This window comes from Robertmurraya mesotrionivorans, from assembly GCF_050971805.1.
Taxonomy (GTDB): domain Bacteria; phylum Bacillota; class Bacilli; order Bacillales; family Cytobacillaceae; genus Robertmurraya_A.
In genome coordinates this window covers 1-23080 of sequence record NZ_JBPCCH010000026.1, presented here as the reverse complement: position 1 = coordinate 23080, position 23080 = coordinate 1, and the positions used below count along the sequence as shown (strand labels likewise).

Here is a 23080-nt window from a genome sequence, read left to right as displayed (position 1 = left end):
CTATGATTATTGATTATAACGGTTCATTACCTGCAAGAAAGGGTCCTTTAGCCAATCTATGCATGCTTCCCCGCATTTTTTCACTATAAGGTTAATTGTTTCTTGCTCTTCCTTCGTAAATCTACTAAGGACATAGTCACTAATACTCATCCCATTTGTTGGCCTTCCAACTCCCACACGTATGCGTTTAAACTCTTGTGTTCCTAGATGAGCGATGGAGGACTTTATACCATTATGGCCACCAGCACTGCCTTTCTCTCTTAAACGTAGCTTCCCTACTGGCAAGTCCAGATCATCATATATAACAACGATATCTTCAATAGAAATATTAAAGTAATCCATTAATGGACGGATAGACTCTCCAGATAAATTCATATAAGTTAATGGCTTTAATAGAAATACTTTTTCCCCATTTACATAACCAACACCATAGTTCCCTTTAAATTTCGATTGATCAAGCTTAATATTCCATTCATTGGATAAATGATCAATCACTTCAAACCCTACATTATGCCTTGTTTGATCATACTGTTTTCCAGGGTTGCCTAAACCGATAAATAGTTTCATGTTTCACCTCTTACAACATCAAAAGGGGCTGGCCAAAACAAATATGGTCAGTCCCTGTAATGATTGCTTTGTTATGTTTAATTATTCGACAGCCTCTGTCTCTCTTCCTTCTAAATTTTCAGGAATTCCTGGTTCTTGTTCTTCACCAGTACTAATTTCCTCTTCTTGTCTAGGAGGGAGAATAGACACGATGGTCTCTTCATCTTCATTGTTAATATGGTAAGACGTACGTCCTTGAATATCCGCGATAGACATTGTTTCACCAACTTGTAGATTGCTAACATCTACCTCAATAACTTGAGGAATATCCGCTGGTGTGGCTGTAATGTTTACTTCATGCAAAGGCTGTTGGAGAACTCCACCATCTTTCACACCTGCAGCCTCACCTACAAGTGTAACACGAACATTTACTTGTATTTCTTTTGACATATCCACAGCTAGAAAATCAGCGTGTAGTATTTCCTTCTTTATCGGATCCATTTGATAATCCGATAAAATGACATCATATGTTTCTCCATCTAGATCAAGAGAAATCACACCATTTCTCCCCACTTCTCGAATCGTTTTCAGGAAATCGCTAGCATTTATATATAGTGCTTTGCTATCTACATTAGTGCCATAAACAACTGCTGGCACTTGTCCTTCGTGACGCATAATTGACAAAGTGGATTGACGGAAATCCTCACGTTCCTGTGCATGTAATTGGGTAGTCAAAATCGTTTTCTCCTTCCAATATTAAGGTCTCTTTATAAAAAATGCCCTTAAACAGGAAAGTCTAAACGTAGAAATTTTTAATTTAACCTAAACAGATGAGGCTTGCACAGATAGCAAGCCTCAGAATGTTATTAATCAAACAGAATACTTACAGATTGTTCTTCGTGAACACGGATAATAGCCTCTCCTAAAAGCTCAGCAACGGAAAGTTCCTTGATCTTCTTAGACGCCTTTTTCTCTTCAGATAACGCAATCGAGTTTGTTACAACAAGCTCTTTAATTTTTGAGTTTTCAATTCTTTCAATAGCAGGACCAGATAGTACTGCATGTGTACAGCATGCGTACACTTCAGCCGCACCATTTTCAACAAGTGCATTAGCAGCAAGAGTAATCGTTCCAGCTGTATCAATAATATCGTCAATTAAAATAGCTGTCTTTCCTTCGATATTACCAACAATATTCATTACCTCAGCAACATTTGGTCTAGGTCGACGCTTATCAATAATTGCAATTGGTGCCTTAAGTCTTTCTGCCATTTTACGAGCTCTCGTTACTCCACCATGATCTGGTGAAACAACAACGATGTCACCACTTAGATCTTTCTTGCTAAAGTACTGAGATAGAATTGGTACACCCATAAGGTGATCAATCGGAATATCAAAGAAACCTTGGATTTGTGGTGCATGTAGATCCAATGTAATAACGCGAGTAGCTCCTGCTGTTTCAAGCAAATTAGCTGCAAGTTTAGCTGTAATTGGCTCACGAGCTCTAGCTTTACGGTCTTGACGTGCATACCCGTAATAAGGCATTACGATACCAATTGATTTGGCAGATGCTCTTTTAAGTGCATCAATCATAATCAATAACTCCATCAAATGCTCATTAACCGGTGAGCTAGTGGATTGGATAATAAACACATCACAGCCACGGATACTTTCCTCAATATTAATTTGAATTTCTCCATCGCTAAAACGAGTAACCGAACATTTTCCTAACTCTACACCAATGACCTTTGCAATTTCTTCTGCTAGCGCAGGATTGGAATTAAGAGTAAACACCTTTAAATTTGGATCTAAATACTGATTTGACATGATGGACCTCCGATTGCTTATTTCTTTTTGCTATTTAATTTTGAAACATAATCTTCTTTGTTTACTTGTTTTGCTCTAGCTATAGCAAGTGCTTCTCCTGGGACATCTTTTGTGATGGTTGACCCAGCTGCCACATACGCTCCTTCTCCTACTCTAACTGGAGCTACAAGGTTTGAATTACATCCTATAAATACATTGTCTTCGATTGTTGTTAAGTATTTATTTTTCCCATCATAGTTCACCGTAATCGATCCACAACCAATGTTTACATTGCTACCAACTTCAGCATCTCCAATATAGCTTAGATGGGAAGCCTTACTTCCTTTGCCGAATACAGCTTTCTTGATTTCAACAAAATTACCAATTTTCACATCATCATGAATATTCGATTGAGGTCTTATGTGCGCAAAAGGACCAATGGCAACCTCATTACCAATTTCACTATCGTAAGCTGCTGACTGACGGATAGCCGTTCCTTTACCAATTTTACAATTGTGGATTTCAGTTTGTGGACCAATAATACAATCCTCTCCAATAACTGTTCTTCCTGCTAATATCGTTCCTGGGTAAAGAATGGTATCTTGACCAATTTCTACATCTGGACCAATATATGTACTTGAAGGATCAATTATTGTAACACCGTTACGCATATGCCACTCATTTGTACGCTCTTTAAAGATGCGCTCCGCTTCAGCTAATGCTACTCGGTCATTAACGCCCAATGTTTCTTCAAAATCTTCTGTTTGATAAGCTGTTACTATTTCGCCAGCATTTTTTAGAATTTCAATTACATCTGGTAAATAGTACTCCCCTTGGACATTATCATTTGAAACCTTTGATAAAGCATCAAAGAGGGCTTTATTATCAAAGCAATACGTTCCCGTATTAATCTCTTTTACTAAGCGTTCTTCATTCGTTGCATCTTTATGCTCAACAATTTTTTCAACCGATCCATCTTCATTTCTAATAATACGTCCATAGCCTGTCGGATCATTTGTCCATGCTGTTAAAATCGTTGCTTTAGCAGAAGTCTCTTCATGATGCTTAAACAATGCTTCCATCGTCGTTGCCTTAATTAAAGGAGTGTCGCCACATACGACAATGGTAATGCCTTCTTTATCCTTTAGTATATCCGTTGCTTGCATAACAGCATGTGCTGTTCCAAGCTGTTGCTCTTGAAGCACGTAGCTGCTTTCTTCGCCCAGCTGTGCTTTCACAAGTTCCGCTCCGTGTCCAATAACTGTTACAATGCTGTTTATATTAAGCTTTTTCACATGATCGATTACATGCTGCACCATAGGCTTACCACCAACAGGATGGAGAACTTTGTACAGTTTTGACTTCATCCTAGTTCCTTGACCTGCGGCTAATACTACCGCATACCGATTCGACATTTACAGGCCTCCAATATACCTTTTTATCCATTAAGAATATATCTTAAATACACGTATATTTCAAGAACAGATAAAAAACTGCATGATTTTAACATTAAGAAAGGTTTAACCATATATTTTTATGGGTAATTGTATGTGAGAGAGAAAAAATGGGTTCAGAAGCCATAAAAAAGAGCCTTACCCTTAGGAAGTAGGCCCTTGTTGTTTATTTTTTTAGGAAGCACCGGCTTCTTCAAATTCAACTTCTAATTCACCTAAACGGTGGTATTCAGCTAAAACTGCTTCTTGAATCTTCCCACGTGTACCTGAATTGATCGGATGAGCGATATCGCGGAACTCTCCATCTGGTGTGCGTTTACTAGGCATAGCAACGAATAATCCGTTATTTCCGTCTATCACGCGGATATCGTGAACAACAAACTCATTATCAAGCGTAATGGATGCGATTGCTCTCATACGTCCGTCTGTATTAACGCGGCGTAATCTTACGTCTGTTACTTCCATCCTGTTCACCACCTTTGCACAATTAGATATAATCTACGTTTAAATATTCAACAAATTTTTCATATCTCCTTCCTCTAATTCAATTTTTTTTGAAAAATTAGTCAAAATCGTGAACTTTTTGTAATTTATAAAGAAAAAAAACACTCGTCTTATTTGACGAGTGCAATTACTTCGATTTCTACTAATACATCCTTCGGTAATCTTGCTACTTCCACACAAGAACGAGCTGGTTTATGTACAGAAAAATATTCACCATACACTTCATTTACCGCAGCAAATTCATCCATGTTTTTAATAAATACAGTTGCCTTTACTACTGTTTCTAACGAAGCTCCTGCTTCTTTTAGGACGGCCTTTAAGTTTTTAAATACTTGATGCGTTTGTTCTTTTACGTCTCCTTGAAGTAAATCACCCTCAGCAGTTAAAGGAATCTGACCAGAGCTATAAAACATATTGTTTACAACGATACCTTGAGAATATGGCCCGATAGCTGCAGGTGCTTCATTTGTTTGAACTACTTTCATACTAATTCCTCCTGTTTATGTAAAAAATAATTTCCTTCATTCACTTGAATTTGCTTTTCTTTTACATCTACATCCGAAAGCTTTACTAAGGATAAATAATCATCCACTAGTCTCTCTTCAATTTTTTCCGCTTCCACCAGTACGGCAATTCCAGCTAAATTAGCATTAAACTCATTCAACATACTAATCATTCCGTTAACCGTTCCGCCTGCTTTCATAAAATCATCAACAATTAAAACGTTAGCTCCTTGCTCCATGCTGCGTTTTGACAGAACCATCGTTTGAATTCTCCCTGTTGATCCAGACACGTAGTTAATACTTACGGTTGACCCTTCCGTTACTTTATTATCTCTGCGCACGATAACAACCGGCACATTTAAATGACTTGCTACTGCATAAGCCAAAGGAATGCCCTTCGTTGCAACTGTCATAACAAGATCAATTTTCTCTTCTGTAAAAGCAGAAGCAAGCAAGCGACCAGCCTTTTGAACAATCGCTGGATCTCCTAATATATCTGTCATATAAAGATATCCACCTGGTAACAGCCGATCAGGATCGGCTATTAGGCCGCATAATTCGTTAATAATTGGCCTTGCTTCCTCATTTGATACTTTTACGGTAAACTTCACACCACCAGATGCTCCAGGAACCGTTTTCAGCGTTCCGATTCCTCTTTTCTCAAAAGTCTCTTTTATGATTGCTAAATCTTCACTTATGGATGATTTAGCGGAACCATACCTTTCTGAAAAGAAAGAAAGTGAAACTAATTGCTGGGGGTGCTCAAGCAAATAATTCGTCATATCTACTAACCTTTCGCTTCGACGAAACTTCATAATAGACCTCCCATATCCGAATGTTTTAACGATAATATACCATTAATGTACGGATTTAATCAAGGGTATGGCGTTCTCCTAGCATGCGTACAGCAAAAACCTGGTCACAAAATCCTCTCAGCCCATTATACAATCGGTGCATTCTTGAATCATGGTGAACAAGGGCAAAAACAGTTGGACCACTTCCACTCATCAACACCGCATCTGCACCAAATCGTTGCATTTGATCCTTGATTTGAGCAACCTCTGGATAGAGCTTCAAAGTGACTTCCTCTAACACATTTCCAACATTGTCACAAACACCTTCAAAGCTTCCTTCCTTAATCGCCTCGACCATTGCAGGAAGGTTTGGATGACTTATTCCACTTAATTCAAGCCTTCTATACACATCTGCTGTTGAAACGCCGATAAAGGGCTTTGCTAGAACTACCCAACAAGTAGGAGGTGGAGGAAGTTGTGTAATCTTTTCTCCACGTCCTTTTGCTAACGCTGTTCCACCATAAACACAAAAGGACACATCCGACCCAATCTCAGAACCTAACTCTGCAAGCTCGTCCAACGTTAAGTTCAGTTTCCAAAGCTTGTTTAATCCTCTTAAGGTTGCCGCTGCATCACTGCTTCCACCAGCTAATCCTGCCGCAACAGGTATATTTTTCTCAATAGAAATATGAACTCCAGATTTCACTTGAAATCTTTCTTTCAACAGCTTTGCTGCTTGAAAGGCTAGATTTCTTTGATCGTCTGGAACAAAGCGATTTTGAGAATTGATGCGAATGGTATCCTCTTCTAAAAAGGTTAATTCGACTCGATCAGCAAGGTCTATCGTTGTCATGATCATTTCTACTTCATGAAACCCATCCGATCGTTTATGTAATACATCTAACGATAAATTGATTTTTGCAGGAGCTTTTATTAAAAGCTTCAACATCTCCACCTACTTTAAACATTCTCTCTAGTCCATTTTTGTCCTATTTTACCACAAAACGATAAAAGTAAGACCTCTCCACACAAAAAAGCCGGAGAATCAATTTTCTCCGGCTTCTGTCGCAATGAATTCAAATTGTTAGTTAACTCTCGCATGAAGTAAAAAGGTTGCTGCTTTTAGCGCTTTTCCGTTAACTGCTGTTGCGCTATTTCAATCGCACGCTTGACCATGTTGCCAGCGTCTTTTGCTTTAATGCCGCCCCAACCTTCTTTTTGAACGACATCATAGAACCCTAGCTCCTTCGCTAGTTCCTCTTTAAACCCTTCTGACATCATCCCTCTTCTTCTGCTCACGATTAACATCCCCTTTCTTCATCACGACACTCTTATTATGTTGAAGTGGTTAGAAATTCATTAGCTTTTAGGGAAAAAATTGATTAAATTTACGTATAGTTTTTAAAAGAAAATATAAAATAAAAAACAAATTAAAAAGCAGCAAACCATAGTTCACTGCTTACACGATAAGGACAACCTTAACTTAGTGCCATTTGTCCTGTTGTATCTTCATAGAATGTAATTTGAACCGTCTCTGTTAAAACGTCTGCATAGCTGTATGATACACGTTCGAAAGCATTTTCTTCTTGATCTAACTCAATTACAAACACAGATGGATACGTTTCTGCAAGAATTCCGTATCTTTCAATAGTCTTTCTTCGACCACCATTGGCCTTGAGTAAAAGTCTTTTTCCTAAATTTGAATCAAGAGCTTTTTTAATATCAATCAAAGTTTTTGCCATTCGGTCCACCTCACTATGTAAAGTATAACACATTTACACTGTATAGTCAAACAAAATAATAAATTATAACAGTGTTTAAAAATAAAAGTCAATATTTTTTATTCAGCATTTTCTTCTAATTTTCAACATTTTTAGGATTACCTATTTGTTTTGAAATATGTACCGAATTTTTAAACAAAAAAAAACCGTTCAATTTTGAACGGCATTTTCTCATTCGTGATTACCTTTGTTATAAGGCATACCAGTTCGTAGTACGCCCTTTGTTTCGATTCCTCCGAGTCCTTTTTCTCCCGTTAATGTATTTCTCAATACATCCCATACGTTAATTCTCTCCATAAACGGAGTAAAGGAAATTTTAGCTACAATATAGACAGGATCAAGGGCGTGTATATTAACTCTTGAAGGGGAACTTGCAAAGTTAGCACCTGCTTGAATCAACGATTCAAAATGGGACTGACAGGCTCCTGCAAATATGACCAACTGGTCGAGATGAGGGAACTTCTTTCTAGCCTCTCTTACCGTTTGAACAAAGTGCTTTGAATGCCGATATGCATTGATATCCGTAGGTTTCCCCTTGGACTTTGAATACGCATCATGCCCTGTTATAACAAGGATATCTGGACGATAATAATCAATCAATGACCCTATTTTATTAGGCATTTCTTTTTCATTTACATGTATACCTGTTACAGGTACTCCTATTTTTTCATACAAAGTTAAGCACTTTTGCAAATAGGAAGGATCACCATCAAGATGTAACACTTTTCCTGGCACTTGGAAATAATTAAACGGCTTACTGTAACCTTCAGTTACTTCAAACTCCTGTTTAAACTGCAAAAGGTCCACATCCTGCCGAAAAAGCTGGTAAGATTGTTCCTCGAGTGATTGATACTCCGACGCTACTTTAGATCGGGTATTTTGATCAATCACGACCAAATCTTCATAGGGTGCATCTGCAATTATTCGAATATCCTCCCCATATAATACAGCTAGCTTCTTTCCTTTTTCTTCTCGTATATCTATAACCCGAAAGATAATATCACAATTATACGAAACTCTCCCAACGACATCCAAAAGGTTGATCGTCAATGTAGTCACTCCAATTAGCCCAAAAAACTAGAGCATTCAAATAGAATAATTCTTAATTATCCTATGCACGGAGCTAATAACTCGTGATATATAGAAAAGCGTAAGCGCCTTGTTTAGCCCCGACAAGCATAAGACGAATCGCGCAGGAAGGCCTGCCTTCTGGAGTGATTTGGCTTATGACCTCGAGGGGCTAGGCGCTGGAGCTAGACAGAGTTCAAAATAAATAACGTAATTTCCATAAAAAAAGACCCTCAGGTGGGGTCTTTTAAGCAAAATGGTCGAGCAATGCATCGCTAAGTTGAGCAAACTCAGCAATCGACAATGTCTCCCCTCTTCTAGAGGGCTCAATTTCAGCTTTTTCAAGCGCCTGCAATATCTTGTCCTTTTTTATCTTTCCGTCGGGTAGTTGGCTTGTTAAGTTGTTTAAAATCGTTTTCCGACGCTGAGCGAAGCTTGCTCTTGTTACTTTAAAGAAAAAGTCTTCATTTCGAACTTTTACTATAGGCTCTTCCCTAACGGTTAATCGAATAACTGCCGAATCCACATTTGGTTGAGGCATGAAGACAGTTTTCGGAACAACCATCACCGTCTCCGCTTCCGTATAATATTGGACAGCAATCGAAAGGGATCCATATTCCTTTCCGCCAGGTTTCGCAGCGATACGGTCGGCTACTTCTTTCTGAAGCATACAAACAATTCCTCTAATTGGGAGTTTCTCCTCTAATAACTTCATAATAATCGGAGTGGTTACATAGTATGGTAGATTGGCTACAACCATGATGTCTTCTATGCCTGTGAACTGTTCCCCGATGACTTCTTTTACATTTGCTTTTAATACATCTTCATGAATTATGGTTGTGTTTGAATAGGGAGCTAGCGTCTCTTTTAGAATCGGTAGCAATCGCTGGTCAATCTCAAACGCAACCACCTTTTCACTATTTCTTGCCAATTGCTCTGTTAATGCCCCAATTCCTGGCCCAATTTCAATGGCTCCGGACTTTTCAGTTAAATTAGCATGATCAACAATTCTTTTTAAAATATTGGTATCAATCAAGAAGTTTTGACCTAAGCTTTTTTTGAAAGAAAACCCAAACTTCTTTAGTATTTCCTGTGTCCTTACAGGGGTAGCTATATCTTTATTCATCTGTTTCCTCCTGAAAAATAACGGCTAGTGCTCTTGAGAACTCTGTTTTACTTATTTGAAACATCAGTAAACGCTTATAAAGCTGCTTTCCATTTGTATAGCCAATCGAAAGGAGTTTACCGAGCTTCTCTCGTCTTTCCTTTGCCTTTGGGCCACCGATTAAACCTGCTGTTAGCAAATCCTCTTGAGTAATCTGTACTTCTACTTCTTCCTTCATAAGGTGAGCATGTCGAAGAGCCTTCTGAATCTCTTCCACTGAAGCATGTTCGACACCAACACCCTTCCCTCTTTTATGTAGTGCATTCTCCTTTGGAATAAAGGCATGCTTACAATTTGGTACATGCTCAGCAATCGTTTGCCTTATTTTTTGACCAGGATAGTCTGGATCAGTAAAAACAATTACTCCCCTCGTCTGTTGGGCCCTTCTTATCCTGTTGATTGTATCCTCATTTAACGCAGAACCATTTGTTTCAATTGTATCAGCATCTACAGCCCTTCGAATGGCTGTAGTATCATCTTTACCCTCCACAACGATAATTTCCTGTATCTTCATAAACTCCTCCCATTACACATACCATTAAATAAACAGTCTTTCTGAAAAAAAATTTAAATAATTGAAATAAAAATGAAACATTCTAGAAGCTTAATTCGTCTATATAGTATAAACCAATTGTAATGAAAAACGGACAAAAACACAAAAAAGCAGAGGGCAGCCCCCCTGCATAAACGAATTAGTTAAGAATTTTGATTTTAACGGTTTTACGACCCCAACGATATGCATCTTCTTTCGACGCAAAAAACACATCGATTTTATTTCCTTTAATTGCTGTTCCTTTATCGGAAGCAACTGCATAGCCGTAGCCTTCTACATACACCTTTGTTCCTAGTGGAATAACACTTGGGTCGACAGCAATAACTTTCGCACCTGGATTAGCATGAAGGTTCAATCCCGTTGCCGTAATGCCAGAGCAGCCATTGCAACTTGCGGTATAAGCAGTGGATGTAACAAAAAACTCCTTGCTAACACTGTCACTACCACGTGATACGGTTTGGGTACTAACCTTTGTTCCTACCGCTACAACCTTATCTTGCTTCTCTTTAACCTGTGTTTCTTTTAGAAGCGTTCTAGAGACTTCTTTGCCATTCTCTAAAACAACCTCATACTCCTTTGTCTTCAATCCTTCTTGACCCGGAGTTACTACCTTTTCTGTGCCTTTTGATAGATTACTATCATTCTTTGTAACAACTGCAAAATGAATCGGTTCTTCCACTACATCGGTGACTTTTTCAACCCTAATGATGCTAATAACAGCATCTTTCTGAATAACTGAGTCTTTTTCAGGCTCTACACGGTCTAGTTCTCCTAGAGTGATTTCTTGTTGTAGTAAAAAGTCAGCGACCGTAGTCGAAGTAGTAGTCCATGCTTCTTCTTCTGTACCACCGTTATTTAACTTGAATGGAAACGCAATGTTTACTTCAATGTTCATATCCTTCTTAATTGCAGTGTCTAAATCAGGTGTAACCTTATCGTGCTCAGTAAGTATAATTTCTTGTTCCTTTAAAAACTCTTCTACAGTATCCGCTGTAGACCAAACTGCTTTTTCCTCGGTGTCTTTTACCATTTGGACCTGTTTCGCAGGTTTATAAACAACTTCTAAGTTGTCTTTGACCTTTGTGTTTGCCGAGGGAAACACATAGTCTTCTGAACGAAGAGCAATGTCAAGTTCATCGAAAATACCTTCAATTGTGGCTGCATGTGTCTTGATGATACGTTCTTGGCCGTCTAGTGTCATGGTAACAGTTTCTTTTGTTGTTTCATAAACTGTAAACCCAGTTGCTGTTGTAAAAACTATGAAACTAGCAGAGATAACGGCCCACTTCTTTGTCCTCAAAGACCTGGAAAACAGGTTTTTCATGCTTTGAATCACGATGAAAAACGCCTCCTTTTCTCATGGAGTGATTATATAAAGTATCTTGTTGCCTGTCAACCCTCAGGATTTTCCTCTGAACGTACTCACTATTATGACTAATAGAGTTCAAAAAAGAAAGAGAGAGTTGTCGACACGGTTATCCTATGAGAGAAAGGAGACTTGTAGAACTTTTTAGAAAAAGAAAAGATTTGGACAAGCTTTTATTTTATTCGACAGGTTTCGTTATCAGTTTATGCCGAATAATATTTTTGCGTTTTCTGTTGTTACCTGTGAAACTTCTTCGTAACTTAGTCCCTTTAATTCAGCAATTTGTTCTGCCACTAGCTTCACATAGCTCGGTTCATTTCTTTTTCCTCTATATGGATGTGGAGCAAGATACGGGCAATCTGTTTCAATTAATAGCTTATTTAACGGAATCTCCTGTGCCACTTCTTTCGGCTTTTTTGCATTTTTAAATGTAACCGGTCCACCAAGGGATATATAGAAGTTCATTTCCACACATTCCTTCGCGACCTCCACACTTCCACTAAAACAATGCATAATGCCCCCTACCTCAGCAGCGTTTTCTTCTTTTAATATTGTAACAATATCCGCAGTTGCCTCTCGGTTGTGAATGACAATCGGCAGTCTCAGCTTTTTAGCTAACTGTATTTGTTTTCTAAATACTTCTTGTTGTACGTCTTTTGGTGACTTATCCCAATAATAATCAAGTCCCATTTCTCCGATAGCTACAACTTTAGGATGTTTCGCAAGCTCTTCAATCCACACCAAGTCTTCATCACGCATATCAATCGCATCAACTGGATGCCATCCAATACTTGCATAGATAAAATCATATTCTTCAATTAATTCCATTGCTTTTAAAATGGTTGGTCGATCGAATCCTACAACCACCATGTATTGGACACCTTCCATCCTAGCTCGGTCAATCACTTCATTTAAATCCTCTGAAAATTGTTCTGCGTTTAAATGTACATGTGTATCAAATAACATTTATTTCCTCCAATATTATTTTTCTGTTACATACATATTATTTGTTTCTCAACTATTAAATCTCTTAATTTCATTCACCGATTCGCTTATTTTAACAGAAAGATAAGAAAAACATAGGAATGAGCCATGTGTAATGTTACACGTGAAACATTTCTATGTTTTATCTTAGTAAGACTTTATTCCTTATTTTACTTTCGCTCCTAGCGGAAGAGAGTCACTTACTGTGGCTAACGACATGATTCCATCCTTTTGACCTGCAAGAATCATTCCTTGAGATAATTCACCACGTAATTTTACCGGCTTTAAATTCGTCACACAAATGACTCTTTGTCCAACTAACTCTTCTGGTTTATAAAATTGAGCAATTCCCGAAACCACCTGTCTACGCTCAAACCCGAGATCTAATTGTAGCTTTAACAGCTTATCTGCCTTTTTAATTGGCTCTGCTTCTACTACTTGTGCTACTCGTAAGTCAACCTTCATAAAGTCATCAATCGTGATTTCCTCAACCTCTGGAATTTCTTCTGTTTTGGGTTCTTCTACAGCAGGCTTCACAGTCGATTGCATTTTTTCTTTAATAAAAGACACCTCTTCTTGGATATCGAGTCGTGGGAAAATAGGTTCACCTTTCTCCACCTTTATACCTTCTGGAATCATCCCAAATTTTTCGAGACTTTCCCAGGACTGAAGACTACTATCTACAATAGCAAGCTGTTTAAATATTTCTTTTGGTGTCTTTGTTAGGAATGGCTGAAGCAAAATAGCCACTCGTCGAAGTGTTTCAGCTAAATGAACCATAACACTTGCTAACTCAACTTTTTTCTCCTCGTCTTTTGCTAAAGCCCAAGGTGATGTTTCATCAATAAATTTATTTGTTCGGCTAACTAACTGCCAAAGTGCTGTAAGAGCAACTGAAAACTCCATCTTCTCCATTGCTTCTTCATACTTTTTCACAGTTTCCTCATTTACTTGGAGAAGCTGTCCCTCGAATTCTCCCGTTGAACCTTGATACATCGGAATCGTTCCATCAAAATACTTATTAATCATAGCAACTGTACGATTCAATAGGTTCCCTAAATCATTCGCTAAATCAAAGTTAATTCTTTCAACAAACCCTTCAGGTGTAAAGACTCCATCTGCTCCAAATGGAACTTCTCTTAATAAGTAGTAACGAAGGGAATCAAGTCCATAACGATCAATTAATGTTACTGGATCTACCACATTCCCTTTAGACTTAGACATTTTTCCATCTTTCATGAGGAGCCAACCGTGAGCAAATACTTTTTTAGGGAGTGGAAGGTCTAGTGCCATGAGCATAATTGGCCAATAGATGGTATGGAAACGAACGATCTCCTTCCCAACTAAATGTACGTCCGCTGGCCAATATGTTTCATATTTAGAAGCATCCTCGGTGCCGTAGCCTAAAGCAGTAATATAATTTGACAAAGCGTCAATCCATACATAAATAACATGTTTTGGATTACCTGGTACCTTAACACCCCAATCAAACGTTGTTCTCGATACAGCAAGATCCTCTAATCCTGGCTTAATAAAGTTATTAATCATCTCATTTTTCCGAGACTCAGGTTGGATAAATCCAGGGTTTTCTTCATAGTATTGCAATAAACGATCAGCATACTTACTTACTTTAAAGAAGTAGGATTCTTCTTTCACCTTTTCTACAGGTCTACCACAGTCAGGGCAATTTCCTTCATTTAATTGTCTTTCAGTAAAGAAAGATTCACATGGAGTACAGTACATTCCTTCGTATTGATCAAGATAAATATCACCTTGCTCAAGAAGCTGAGAAAATATTTTCTCAACCACTGTTTTATGTCTGTCTTGTGTCGTCCGAATAAAATCATCATACGAAATGTCAAGCTTCTTCCAGAGTTCCTGAATTCCAGCTACAATATCGTCCACATATTCTTGAGGAGTAATTCCTGTTTCCTCTGCCTTGCGTTGAATTTTCTGACCATGTTCATCCGTACCCGTTAAATACATTACATCAAACCCACGTAACCTCTTATAACGAGCCATCGCATCTCCAGCTACCGTTGTATATGCATGTCCAATATGTAAGTTTCCACTAGGATAATAAATTGGTGTTGTTAAATAAAATGTCTTTCTTTTCTCACCCAAATCACTCACTCCTCATCCGATTATCATTCTGAATCGAGTCACTTCTTATACTCGTCAGCATAACCTCTTATCTCATCAAAATATACCTAATTATGAAGAAATGTGCAATATAATCAACTATATAGCCTTTTCCACTTTCCCCTATCATTTATACATATCTTCAAGTAACAACCCTCTGTTGGTTCATGTCGAATAATGTATTAGATTATGACAATTTGTCGACATACGTTTTTTCATTTTTTTATATAAAAAACATAAAACAGATCCTAACACTCTTCAAAAACGTTGATATACCAACGTTTCCTAACTGCTAATATTTTCTAATTTAATCAGATATAAAGTTATTGACGTTTTTGGGAATGGCTGGTATTATAAAAACATAAAAGAAATTTGTCGAATAATGACGAATAAGAGATAGAAAAAAATAAATAAAATGGAGATTTGAGAGGAGCTAAAAAATTATGAAATCTACTGGTATTGTTCGTAAAGTTGATGAGCTTGGTCGTGTAGTTATTCCTATTGAACTAAGACGTACACTTGGAATTGCAGAAAAGGATGCCTTAGAAATTTACGTTGACGATGAGCGTATCATCCTTAAAAAGTACAAGCCAAACATGACTTGCCAAGTAACTGGTGAAGTTTCTGATGATAATATCACGCTAGCAGGCGGAAAGTTAATTCTTAGCCGTGAAGGTGCAGAACAACTACTTCAAGAAATCCAAAACAACTTTCAAGTATCTAAATAATTCAACAAAAAAGCTTCTCAGATAAAGAGAAGCTTTTTTTATTCTTGAATATGATAAGCCTGATACACTTCACGCTTTTGTAAATTTCGATCCTTTGCAACTTCCTTTATGGCTTCCTTAGATGACTGTCCTTTAACAGTAATATAATGCTCAACATGCTGAGGAATAGATAAACTCTCCCACCAGCTTTCTTCTTCTACTGCTTCTTCCTTGTTTCCTTCTATTATTATACAAAATTCTCCTCGAACTTCTCCTTGAATGGACCATTCCACCAATTCAGAGGCAGTCCCTCTAATGAACTCCTCGAATTTTTTTGTTAATTCTCTGCATAAGGTCATCTGTCGGTTTCCTAAAATCTCCTCGATTTGCTGAAGTGTTTCTCTCAATCGATGTGGTGACTCGTAAAAGATCATTGTTGCTTTTTGATTTTTTAGTAATTCCAGCTCTTTTTTTCTATCCTTTTTCTGTCGTGATAAAAATCCATAAAAATAAAAGGGCTGTGTTTGTATGCCTGATGCTATAAGTGAAGTTAGTGCCGCATTAGCTCCTGGTAAAGGGACAACTGCAATCTTTTCTTGTGTTGCTTCCACTACCAGTTCATAACCAGGGTCAGAAATCGTTGGCATTCCTGCATCACTGACAAGAGCAATCTTTGCTCCTCCCTTTAGCTTTTCGATTAATTTTGCTCCACTTACGAGCCGATTATGTTCATGGTAACTAACAATCGGTGTATCAATTTCAAAGTGATTACATAGCTTCTTTGTATTTCGAGTGTCTTCAGCGGCTATGAAATCTGCTTCTTTCATAATCCGAACGGCCCTAAAACTCATATCCTCTAAATTTCCAATTGGAGTAGGAACTAAATATAGAATCCCTTTATTCTCCTCATTTTCAAAGCTTTTTTGTTCCCACATGTAGACCACCCACTTCCGCTTTTCCTTCATTTTCTCCATACAATATTGCTTTAATTTCCTCGGTATATTCGTTGTTATCATTATAGACAAACATGGGCGGAAGTACTTTTAAATCTGGGCTGCCATCCTTGATTGCCTCTACTAATAATATATTGGCTTCTTTTCCAACCTTTGGATAAACAAATTGTATTCGCTTGGGTTCCAAACGATATTGTCTCATTAAAGTCACGATATCTAACAGCCGTCCTGGGCGATGTACAAATGCGACCTTTCCACCTTGTCGAACAAGCTGACTAGATACGGAAATGGCATCTTCTAAAGTACATAGAATTTCGTGTCTGGCAATCGCTAAATGCTCATTCTCATTTCTCTCTTCTTTCCCATCAGTTAAAAAGTAAGGAGGATTGCATGTAACCGCATCAAACTTCCCATAACCAAGACGTTTTGGCATTTCCTTAATATCTCCATGGATCATTTCAATTTGCTGATCAAGATGATTGTATTGAACACTTCTTACCGCCATATCGTACAGACGTTCCTGTATTTCTACTCCCGTTATTTTCCCCTTTGTTCTTGTGCTTAAAAAAAGGGGAATCACTCCATTTCCACTACACAAATCAATGACATTTCCTTTTTGAATGGGCATATAAGCGAAACGGGCTAATAATACAGCATCTAGAGAGAAAGAAAAAACCGTTGGACTCTGGATAATTCGAAGGTCCTCAGCTAATAAATAATCCAAACGTTCGTCGCCTTTTAACATATAGTGTTGTCCTCCTACCTCAATTCCTTTATTCTCCGAAAAAAAGGCCCCCTTGTCAAAGGAGACCCTCTTATTTTTTATTTAAAAAGGATAAGCAGAACAAACAGTCATCCTTTCTAGGACTTCCAAAGTGAAGATTACAGATATGAAATCCTTCTTGATAAAGGCGAGCAAGGTTGTCATACCCTTCACCTATATCAACAATTTTTTCGTTCTGAGTCTCCTCTGCTTTTTTACCTTTTTTGCTTTTACTCACTTTTGGTTGCTGTTGCCTCTCGATGGATGTTCGATCAAGGTGTTTCCTTAAGTGCTCATTCTCTAGCTTTAAGGAGTTATTTTCTTCAAGCGTTTCGGCTAAATGTTGCTTTAACTCACCTAATTGCTTATATAGATGCCCAATTTGTGCTTCCATATTGCTTACTGAATCAAAAATTTCTTTTTTATTCACGCCTTCCACCTCATTAATCTGTGGATTGAATCTATACAGCGCCTTCCTTTAATATTTCATCGAGAGTATATTCGAGGACACGCTCATGATCAGCCAGTTCAACCTGGAGTACTCTTTCCAGTATATTTAATCCCACTACTCGACCAGGACCTTGTGGTGTGGAGATGACTTGGCCTAGATCAGGTAGTAGCTCTTTTGCTGACTCATATTCATCATTTTCGTATTTTAAACAGCACATAAGACGCCCGCATAACCCTGAAATTTTTGTAGGGTTTAATGAGAGATTTTGATCTTTTGCCATTTTTATAGATACAGGATCAAAATCACCTAGAAAGCTCGAACAGCATAGCATTCTACCACATGGGCCAATACCACCAAGCATTTTCGCTTCATCTCTAACACCAATTTGGCGAAGTTCAATTCTTGTACGGAATATAGCCGCTAAATCTTTTACAAGCTCACGGAAGTCAACCCGGCCATCAGCTGTAAAATAAAAAATCACTTTATTTCGGTCAAATGTATATTCAACATCCACTAGTTTCATATCCAGTTGATGTGTAGATACTTTTTCACAGCAAACATCGTATGCTTCCTTTGCCGCAAAACGATTTTCTTCAACAATTAAACGATCCTTTTGATCCGCAATTCTAAGGACTTTCTTAAGAGGAAGCACAACATCATGCTCATCAACCTGTTTCGGAGCAATAACCACCTTGCCATACTCGACTCCTCTTACTGTTTCAACAATAACAAATTCATCCTTTTGAATTGAGAGATCTCCGGGATCAAAATAATATATTTTACCCGCTTTTTTAAAGCGTACTCCAACTACATTATACAAATGAAGATCCCTCCTGCAATCGTAACACCAGCTCTTCCATTAGGAGCTGGGGATTCATATTGGCTTGCAGCTTTCTTTTTGCCTCCAATATATAAGACAATCCATCTGCAACTTGCCTTCCCGATGCATGAAGAGCATATTGCTGCAGACGAGTCATTTCACTAACATAAACGACTTGGCTTGATTTCTCAAGCTGTAAATATAGTAAATCTTTATATAATAGAAGAAGTAAGTCTAAACCTTGATCAAACTGTTCTTTTTCTTTAAAGTGTAAAAACCATTCCTCTTGAAGCATCACTAAAGCTTCGAGAGGGTTCTTTTTTAGCACTTCATATAATTTTAACACTATTTTTTGAGCTTGTGCAAACCAATCGTTATGACTTAGCTCCAAAGCCTCATCTAAATTATTGGTAAGTTGGGCAATTATAGGAGCTTTTGTCCTTTCTACCCCATGTTCATCCAATTTTTTTATTAATATAGCAGGAGAGAAAGGCTGGAATTTAATGATCTGACAGCGAGACAAAATAGTAGGGAGAATTTGCTGAGCTCCCTCCGTTAATAAAATAGCCGTTGTCTCTGAATGCGGCTCTTCTAAAAACTTTAGTAAACTATTGGCTGCATTCCCTGTCATTCTGTCAGCATGCACAATAATGTACATTTTTTTCTTTGATTCCACACCGGTTTTGGAGAATTCCTCTTGTAAATCTTGAATTTGCTTTTTCTTTATCGAAAGGCCATCTGGCTCTAACAAATGGAGATCAGGGTGATTCCCACTTGTAATCCTTTTACAATTGCTACATGAGTCACATGGGATATAGTTGTCGGTAGGACTAGAGCAGAAAAGGCTTTTAGCTAATAAATAACTAGCTTCTTTTTTTCCGATTCCTCTCATACCTTCGAACAGGTAGGCATGAGCTAACCTATCCTTTTGTATACTGTTTTTTAATAGCTTCCCAACCATCGGCTGCACTTGATCCATCTCATCCCAAGTTTTAAGCATCGTCTCACTCACTTACGTATATAAATTAATTAAAAGACCTTTTATTTCACCAATTTTACCGAGCAAATCAATAGAGTTTCCTTCCTTTTCAAGTACTCCCTCGGTTAATTCCACTAACTTTTCATCAATCGTCTCAACAATTTTCAACGATCTTCCTTGTCCGTACTGATTCCAGCTATGTGACTGCTTTAAATCCATGCCAAAATCAACTGCTTCCTTCACAAACCTTTTGACTAATGTCTTATACTTTGAAAGGTCTTTGAATGTTCTTGACCTCGATAACCTTTCACCCGCACTTTCAATATCCTTTAGGAGATTTTGAAGTTGGCCAATTTGCATTTTTTGATCCTGTTTTTGAACGAGTTCATTAAATTTTAAACTACTGTTCGTTGCTGCCTTTTGTTCGGATCGAATCTTATCTGTATTTAAACGAATATCCTGATTTATCTTCATAGGTGACCTCGCTATTAAAAGTGATGGAACTGCTCAACAGGTAAAACAAAAACTGTAGCTCCTCCTACTTCTACCTCCACCGGAAATGGAACATAGGAATCTGCATTCCCTCCCATTGGAGAAACAGGAGCCACCATCTGGTCTCTTGATTTACAATTATCCTTTATAATCTGCAAGGCTTTCTCTACACGTATATCTTCCGTTCCAATCATAAAGGTAGTATTCCCCGATTTCAAGAATCCTCCTGTAGTAGCAAGTTTTGTTGCACGAAAATTATTATCAACTAAAGCATTGGATAACCGATTACTATCTTGGTCCTGAACGACTGCTAAAATTAATTTCATATCATCCACCCCTTAGCGGTATAATATATTCTGAATTATTACCTTTATTATAACAGGTAATTAGCGTTGTACCATGCTCTAACCTATAAACTAAAATAGGAAATTCAAGGATTGTTTTTACTAAGAAAAGCGCTAGGGCGCTGGAGCTAGACAATTCTCAAAGTCGAAAATCTTATACTTTCTTATCTTTTAAAAAAATAAAGTGCCTTAACTTGTAAGACACTTTCCCTCTTATTGTTTATTTAACACTTTTAATAAGTTATTTAAAGCCTGCTGAAAAACATGTTCTACAGACTGTGATGCATCAATCATTATGATTCTATCCTTAAACCGCTCTAGGAGTAGATGATATCCTTCTCTCACCTTTTCGTGAAAATGAAGTTCTTCCAAATCAAGTCTGTTTACTTCTCTTCCTTTATGCTGACCGATTCGGTCCAAACCAATTTCAGGATCAATATCAAAATAAAAAGTAGTATCTGGCATCTTGCCTTCAATGGCAAAGTGATTAATGCTATACACTTCATCAATCCCCAGTCCTCTTGCATACCCTTGATATGCTAATGAACTGTCAATAAATCGATCACATAAAACAATAGAACCTTCTTGTAGATGCGGCAATACCTTTTCAACTAAATGCTGACGTCTTGCTGCTGCATATAGTAATGCTTCTGTTCTAGCATCCATGGCTGTATTTTCTTTATTCAAAATTACTTCCCGTATTTGTTCAGCAATCGGAATGCCACCTGGTTCCCTTGTTACTATAACCTTCATCCCTCGTTCCATTAGTGCTGTTGCTAGCATTCCAATAATGGTTGTTTTCCCAGCACCTTCTGGACCCTCTATTGTAATAAATAAACCCTTACTCATAATACCCTCCAACTAATTCACTTGTTTCTAATGATGAAATACTTTTAAGTTGTGCTGCTTTATATTTTCTCCGCCTTGAAATCTCGATCCAGCCTCTAATAAGTTGTGAATCTGCTTAATATCTTCACTTTTTATTAATTCCCCCGGTAATAATAACGGAATGCCAGGGGGATAAGGAATAATACTCTCTGCACATACTCGTCCACTTGCCTCTGACAAAGGAATAATTTCTACTTTCTTTTTTTGCTGTTCCTTATAGGTCATTTGTAAAGTTGAAATAGAAGTTCCTTTAATTAACTCCCTGAAGTTTCTTTCAGAGGTTTCTTCTTCCCCAATTCCTTTTTTTATCGCATACCATACTTCCTCTATAGGAAAGAGATGTCCTCTTTTTAAGAGTGGGAAAATAAAAAGTACATTATGCTCATCTGCTAGCTCTGTAAAGATTCCATACTCCTCTAATTTTGACTGCAGGTCAAAACCAGTTAATGCCGTTCTTGATTGTATCGTTATTTTTAAAGGATCTCCTTCACCTTTATACGAGAGTAGCTTAATGGATGGAATCCGATTCAATTTATCTCTAAGCTCAGAAATCATTTGAAGAGTATATTGTAAGTCTTCTTCCTCATATGTTGCAATATACTTTCTAGCAAGGTCAAGAGAAGCCATAATTGGATAAGATGGACTACTAGATTGTAACATACGGAGAAACATCTTTACCCTTTCCAGATCAACCCTTTCACTATTGTAATGCAAGTAGGATCCCATGGTCATCGCTGGCAATGTCTTGTGTGCAGATTGTACGACCACATCAGCACCTAGTTCTGTAGCACTCGTTGGAAGCCCCTTGCTTCTTTTAAAATGTGCCCCATGTGCTTCATCCACTAAAACAATAATGTTACGTTCATGGCAAAAAGTAATAATCTCCTTTAAGTTCGTTACCATTCCATAATAGTTTGGATATGTAACAATTAGTGCTTTAACCTGAGGATAGTCCTTTACTGCTTCTTTAATACTATTTAATGTTATTCCTCCGGCTACTTTCCATTCTTTGTCAAACTCCGGTGCTATAAATATTGGTTTCACCTTAGCCAAGCTCAGTCCGTTCATGATTGATTTATGACAATTCCTTTGAACAAGAACTTCATCCCCTTCACTTACAGCTGAAAGGATCATAGCCAAATTTCCAACAGTTGAACCGTTTATAAGAAAGAAGCTTTTTTTCACCTCATAATAATCAGCTAACAAAGTTTCGGCTTCAAGAATTGCCTCACTAGGAGAATGCAAATCGTCCAAACCTGATAGTTCGGTTACATCCACATTCAAAATGTTTTGGAATAGCGGATGAGCTTCTTTTAAAAATACTTCTCCATTTTTATGCCCTGGAACATGAAAGGAAATCGCTTTTTTATTTTTATGTTTGATTAATGCATCATATAATGGGGTGTGTTTTTGATTCACATGACATCCCTCTAATCTTTTTCGAGTATCATACTTGTTATTTTAACAAACTAGTCCTTTTAATTCTTAATTATTTTTTAAAAGTACCCATGTAGACATACAACGATTTACTTATCATACATAAAATAGTATTCAAGTAATCTATTGAAAAGATTATTCGAAAAATTGTATACAAATGGAGTATCTTGGTAACAATAGGTGTATGGAGGTGGAGTTATTTTGGAACCGATTATAGCTATAAAACAGCTGGGGGAAATTTGTGTTGTTTGTGAGCAATCCAAACCGAAAGGAATACATCTATACACTTCATTTATTTGCGTCGAATGTGAACGAAGTTTAGTGGCTACACCAACAACAGACCCAAAATATAAATATTATATATCAAAACTTAGAAAAATTAATAAGCCTGAAATTTACTCCTAATATATGAACAAGTGGAAAGTACCTTGATAGGTGCATTTTTTATCTAAGTATTCATAAACACAACAAAAAAAGCACCCACTCAGGTGCTTTTTTTCCTTTGCCTAGCGACGTCCTACTCTCACAGAGGGAAACCCTCAACTACCATCGGCGCTGAAAAGCTTAACTTCCGTGTTCGG

The 23080-nt window shown here is 37.6% G+C and carries 27 protein-coding genes and 1 rRNA gene; 2 read left to right on the top strand and 26 right to left on the bottom strand.

The window, feature by feature from the left end:
- Window positions 1–6: 6 nt before the first annotated feature.
- From pth to metG, 16 genes are all read right to left on the bottom strand, one after another.
- Window positions 7–567 (bottom strand): aminoacyl-tRNA hydrolase, encoded by a 561-nt coding sequence (pth, locus tag ACRX5O_RS22595; RefSeq protein WP_433908014.1) that lies wholly within the window; start codon window positions 565–567, stop codon window positions 7–9.
- A gap of 81 nt (window positions 568–648) precedes the next feature.
- The gene (locus ACRX5O_RS22590) at window positions 649–1281 is read right to left on the bottom strand and encodes a 50S ribosomal protein L25/general stress protein Ctc (RefSeq protein ID WP_433908013.1); all 633 of its coding nucleotides are present in this window, start codon (window positions 1279–1281) and stop codon (window positions 649–651) included.
- A gap of 131 nt (window positions 1282–1412) precedes the next feature.
- Window positions 1413–2372: a ribose-phosphate diphosphokinase gene (locus tag ACRX5O_RS22585; RefSeq protein WP_433908012.1), complete on the bottom strand. Its 960-nt coding sequence runs from the start codon at window positions 2370–2372 to the stop codon at window positions 1413–1415.
- Window positions 2373–2389: 17 nt separating this feature from the next.
- A complete protein-coding gene (glmU, locus tag ACRX5O_RS22580) occupies window positions 2390–3766 on the bottom strand; it encodes a bifunctional UDP-N-acetylglucosamine diphosphorylase/glucosamine-1-phosphate N-acetyltransferase GlmU (protein WP_433908011.1) in 1377 nt (458 codons plus the stop codon).
- A 213-nt stretch (window positions 3767–3979) separates the two neighbouring features.
- On the bottom strand, window positions 3980–4270 hold the full coding sequence (spoVG, locus tag ACRX5O_RS22575) for a septation regulator SpoVG (RefSeq protein WP_003347151.1): 291 nt from the start codon (window positions 4268–4270) through the stop codon (window positions 3980–3982).
- Window positions 4271–4419: 149 nt separating this feature from the next.
- Window positions 4420–4794: a 2-iminobutanoate/2-iminopropanoate deaminase gene (ridA, locus tag ACRX5O_RS22570; RefSeq protein WP_433908010.1), complete on the bottom strand. Its 375-nt coding sequence runs from the start codon at window positions 4792–4794 to the stop codon at window positions 4420–4422.
- Entirely contained in the window at window positions 4791–5627 is an 837-nt protein-coding gene (gene purR / locus ACRX5O_RS22565) for a pur operon repressor (RefSeq protein WP_433908009.1), read from the bottom strand. The genes ridA and purR overlap by 4 nt, the downstream gene beginning before the upstream one ends.
- 55 nt (window positions 5628–5682) lie before the next feature.
- On the bottom strand, window positions 5683–6552 hold the full coding sequence (gene ispE, locus ACRX5O_RS22560; protein ID WP_433908008.1) for a 4-(cytidine 5'-diphospho)-2-C-methyl-D-erythritol kinase: 870 nt from the start codon (window positions 6550–6552) through the stop codon (window positions 5683–5685).
- Window positions 6553–6728: 176 nt separating this feature from the next.
- Window positions 6729–6905 carry a small, acid-soluble spore protein, alpha/beta type gene (locus ACRX5O_RS22555; RefSeq protein WP_119706206.1) on the bottom strand — a complete coding sequence of 59 codons (177 nt, stop codon included), beginning with the start codon at window positions 6903–6905 and terminating at the stop codon, window positions 6729–6731.
- 179 nt (window positions 6906–7084) lie between these two features.
- Entirely contained in the window at window positions 7085–7348 is a 264-nt protein-coding gene (veg, locus tag ACRX5O_RS22550) for a biofilm formation stimulator Veg (RefSeq protein ID WP_433908007.1), read from the bottom strand.
- Between the two features lie 210 nt (window positions 7349–7558).
- Entirely contained in the window at window positions 7559–8437 is an 879-nt protein-coding gene (gene yabG, locus ACRX5O_RS22545) for a sporulation peptidase YabG (protein ID WP_433908006.1), read from the bottom strand.
- Between the two features lie 265 nt (window positions 8438–8702).
- Window positions 8703–9581, bottom strand: coding sequence for a 16S rRNA (adenine(1518)-N(6)/adenine(1519)-N(6))-dimethyltransferase RsmA (rsmA, locus tag ACRX5O_RS22540; protein ID WP_433908005.1), 879 nt, complete (start codon window positions 9579–9581; stop codon window positions 8703–8705).
- Window positions 9574–10134: a ribonuclease M5 gene (gene rnmV, locus ACRX5O_RS22535; protein ID WP_119706202.1), complete on the bottom strand. Its 561-nt coding sequence runs from the start codon at window positions 10132–10134 to the stop codon at window positions 9574–9576. Before rnmV ends, rsmA begins: the two co-directional genes overlap by 8 nt.
- A 178-nt stretch (window positions 10135–10312) precedes the next feature.
- Complete coding sequence (locus ACRX5O_RS22530) at window positions 10313–11497, bottom strand: resuscitation-promoting factor (RefSeq protein ID WP_433908036.1); 1185 nt, start codon at window positions 11495–11497, stop codon at window positions 10313–10315.
- A gap of 240 nt (window positions 11498–11737) precedes the next feature.
- Complete coding sequence (locus ACRX5O_RS22525) at window positions 11738–12505, bottom strand: TatD family hydrolase (protein WP_433908004.1); 768 nt, start codon at window positions 12503–12505, stop codon at window positions 11738–11740.
- A 183-nt stretch (window positions 12506–12688) separates the two neighbouring features.
- Window positions 12689–14647: a methionine--tRNA ligase gene (gene metG / locus ACRX5O_RS22520; RefSeq protein WP_433908003.1), complete on the bottom strand. Its 1959-nt coding sequence runs from the start codon at window positions 14645–14647 to the stop codon at window positions 12689–12691.
- 461 nt (window positions 14648–15108) lie between these two features.
- Between metG and abrB the strand changes: the two genes are divergently transcribed.
- On the top strand, window positions 15109–15393 hold the full coding sequence (gene abrB, locus ACRX5O_RS22515) for a transition state genes transcriptional regulator AbrB (protein WP_066059282.1): 285 nt from the start codon (window positions 15109–15111) through the stop codon (window positions 15391–15393).
- Window positions 15394–15431: 38 nt separating this feature from the next.
- Here the strand turns inward: abrB and rsmI are convergent, their stop codons facing one another.
- The 9 genes from rsmI to ACRX5O_RS22470 form a co-directional block, all read right to left on the bottom strand.
- Window positions 15432–16307, bottom strand: coding sequence for a 16S rRNA (cytidine(1402)-2'-O)-methyltransferase (rsmI, locus tag ACRX5O_RS22510; RefSeq protein WP_433908002.1), 876 nt, complete (start codon window positions 16305–16307; stop codon window positions 15432–15434).
- On the bottom strand, window positions 16285–17070 hold the full coding sequence (locus tag ACRX5O_RS22505; RefSeq protein ID WP_433908001.1) for a tRNA1(Val) (adenine(37)-N6)-methyltransferase: 786 nt from the start codon (window positions 17068–17070) through the stop codon (window positions 16285–16287). The genes rsmI and ACRX5O_RS22505 overlap by 23 nt, the downstream gene beginning before the upstream one ends.
- A 70-nt stretch (window positions 17071–17140) precedes the next feature.
- Complete coding sequence (gene yabA / locus ACRX5O_RS22500) at window positions 17141–17518, bottom strand: DNA replication initiation control protein YabA (protein ID WP_433908000.1); 378 nt, start codon at window positions 17516–17518, stop codon at window positions 17141–17143.
- Window positions 17519–17549: 31 nt separating this feature from the next.
- Window positions 17550–18359 (bottom strand): PSP1 domain-containing protein, encoded by an 810-nt coding sequence (locus ACRX5O_RS22495; protein WP_119706196.1) that lies wholly within the window; start codon window positions 18357–18359, stop codon window positions 17550–17552.
- Entirely contained in the window at window positions 18352–19359 is a 1008-nt protein-coding gene (gene holB, locus ACRX5O_RS22490) for a DNA polymerase III subunit delta' (RefSeq protein WP_433907999.1), read from the bottom strand. The genes ACRX5O_RS22495 and holB overlap by 8 nt, the downstream gene beginning before the upstream one ends.
- Before the next feature lie 12 nt (window positions 19360–19371).
- Window positions 19372–19812 carry a YaaR family protein gene (locus ACRX5O_RS22485; protein WP_433907998.1) on the bottom strand — a complete coding sequence of 147 codons (441 nt, stop codon included), beginning with the start codon at window positions 19810–19812 and terminating at the stop codon, window positions 19372–19374.
- Between the two features lie 14 nt (window positions 19813–19826).
- Window positions 19827–20156, bottom strand: coding sequence for a cyclic di-AMP receptor DarA (darA, locus tag ACRX5O_RS22480; RefSeq protein ID WP_119706193.1), 330 nt, complete (start codon window positions 20154–20156; stop codon window positions 19827–19829).
- A 231-nt stretch (window positions 20157–20387) separates the two neighbouring features.
- A complete protein-coding gene (gene tmk, locus ACRX5O_RS22475) occupies window positions 20388–21023 on the bottom strand; it encodes a dTMP kinase (RefSeq protein ID WP_433907997.1) in 636 nt (211 codons plus the stop codon).
- 27 nt (window positions 21024–21050) lie between these two features.
- Entirely contained in the window at window positions 21051–22481 is a 1431-nt protein-coding gene (locus ACRX5O_RS22470) for an aminotransferase class I/II-fold pyridoxal phosphate-dependent enzyme (protein ID WP_433907996.1), read from the bottom strand.
- 198 nt (window positions 22482–22679) lie between these two features.
- Here ACRX5O_RS22470 and ACRX5O_RS22465 point away from each other — a divergent pair, with 198 nt between their 5' ends.
- Window positions 22680–22904 (top strand): sigma factor G inhibitor Gin, encoded by a 225-nt coding sequence (locus tag ACRX5O_RS22465; protein ID WP_433907995.1) that lies wholly within the window; start codon window positions 22680–22682, stop codon window positions 22902–22904.
- 99 nt (window positions 22905–23003) lie between these two features.
- On the opposite strand, the gene rrf is transcribed toward ACRX5O_RS22465, so the two are convergent.
- Window positions 23004–23080 (bottom strand): 5S ribosomal RNA (gene rrf / locus ACRX5O_RS22460); the annotation flags it as partial.

Coding starts and splice junctions, on each gene's coding strand:
- ACRX5O_RS22525 (WP_433908004.1), bottom strand. CDS start 12,505: ATGTTATTTGATACACATGTACATTTAAACGCAGAACAATTTTCAGAG.
- ACRX5O_RS22585 (WP_433908012.1), bottom strand. CDS start 2,372: ATGTCAAATCAGTATTTAGATCCAAATTTAAAGGTGTTTACTCTTAAT.
- ACRX5O_RS22530 (WP_433908036.1), bottom strand. CDS start 11,497: ATGAAAAACCTGTTTTCCAGGTCTTTGAGGACAAAGAAGTGGGCCGTT.
- rsmI (WP_433908002.1), bottom strand. CDS start 16,307: ATGTGGGAACAAAAAAGCTTTGAAAATGAGGAGAATAAAGGGATTCTA.
- darA (WP_119706193.1), bottom strand. CDS start 20,156: ATGAAATTAATTTTAGCAGTCGTTCAGGACCAAGATAGTAATCGGTTA.
- spoVG (WP_003347151.1), bottom strand. CDS start 4,270: ATGGAAGTAACAGACGTAAGATTACGCCGCGTTAATACAGACGGACGT.
- rnmV (WP_119706202.1), bottom strand. CDS start 10,134: ATGAAGATACAGGAAATTATCGTTGTGGAGGGTAAAGATGATACTACA.
- veg (WP_433908007.1), bottom strand. CDS start 7,348: ATGGCAAAAACTTTGATTGATATTAAAAAAGCTCTTGATTCAAATTTA.
- ridA (WP_433908010.1), bottom strand. CDS start 4,794: ATGAAAGTAGTTCAAACAAATGAAGCACCTGCAGCTATCGGGCCATAT.
- pth (WP_433908014.1), bottom strand. CDS start 567: ATGAAACTATTTATCGGTTTAGGCAACCCTGGAAAACAGTATGATCAA.
- glmU (WP_433908011.1), bottom strand. CDS start 3,766: ATGTCGAATCGGTATGCGGTAGTATTAGCCGCAGGTCAAGGAACTAGG.
- abrB (WP_066059282.1), top strand. CDS start 15,109: ATGAAATCTACTGGTATTGTTCGTAAAGTTGATGAGCTTGGTCGTGTA.
- ACRX5O_RS22505 (WP_433908001.1), bottom strand. CDS start 17,070: ATGTTAAAAGGCGACGAACGTTTGGATTATTTATTAGCTGAGGACCTT.
- ACRX5O_RS22485 (WP_433907998.1), bottom strand. CDS start 19,812: ATGAAGATAAATCAGGATATTCGTTTAAATACAGATAAGATTCGATCC.
- purR (WP_433908009.1), bottom strand. CDS start 5,627: ATGAAGTTTCGTCGAAGCGAAAGGTTAGTAGATATGACGAATTATTTG.
- tmk (WP_433907997.1), bottom strand. CDS start 21,023: ATGAGTAAGGGTTTATTTATTACAATAGAGGGTCCAGAAGGTGCTGGG.
- rsmA (WP_433908005.1), bottom strand. CDS start 9,581: ATGAATAAAGATATAGCTACCCCTGTAAGGACACAGGAAATACTAAAG.
- holB (WP_433907999.1), bottom strand. CDS start 19,359: ATGCTTAAAACTTGGGATGAGATGGATCAAGTGCAGCCGATGGTTGGG.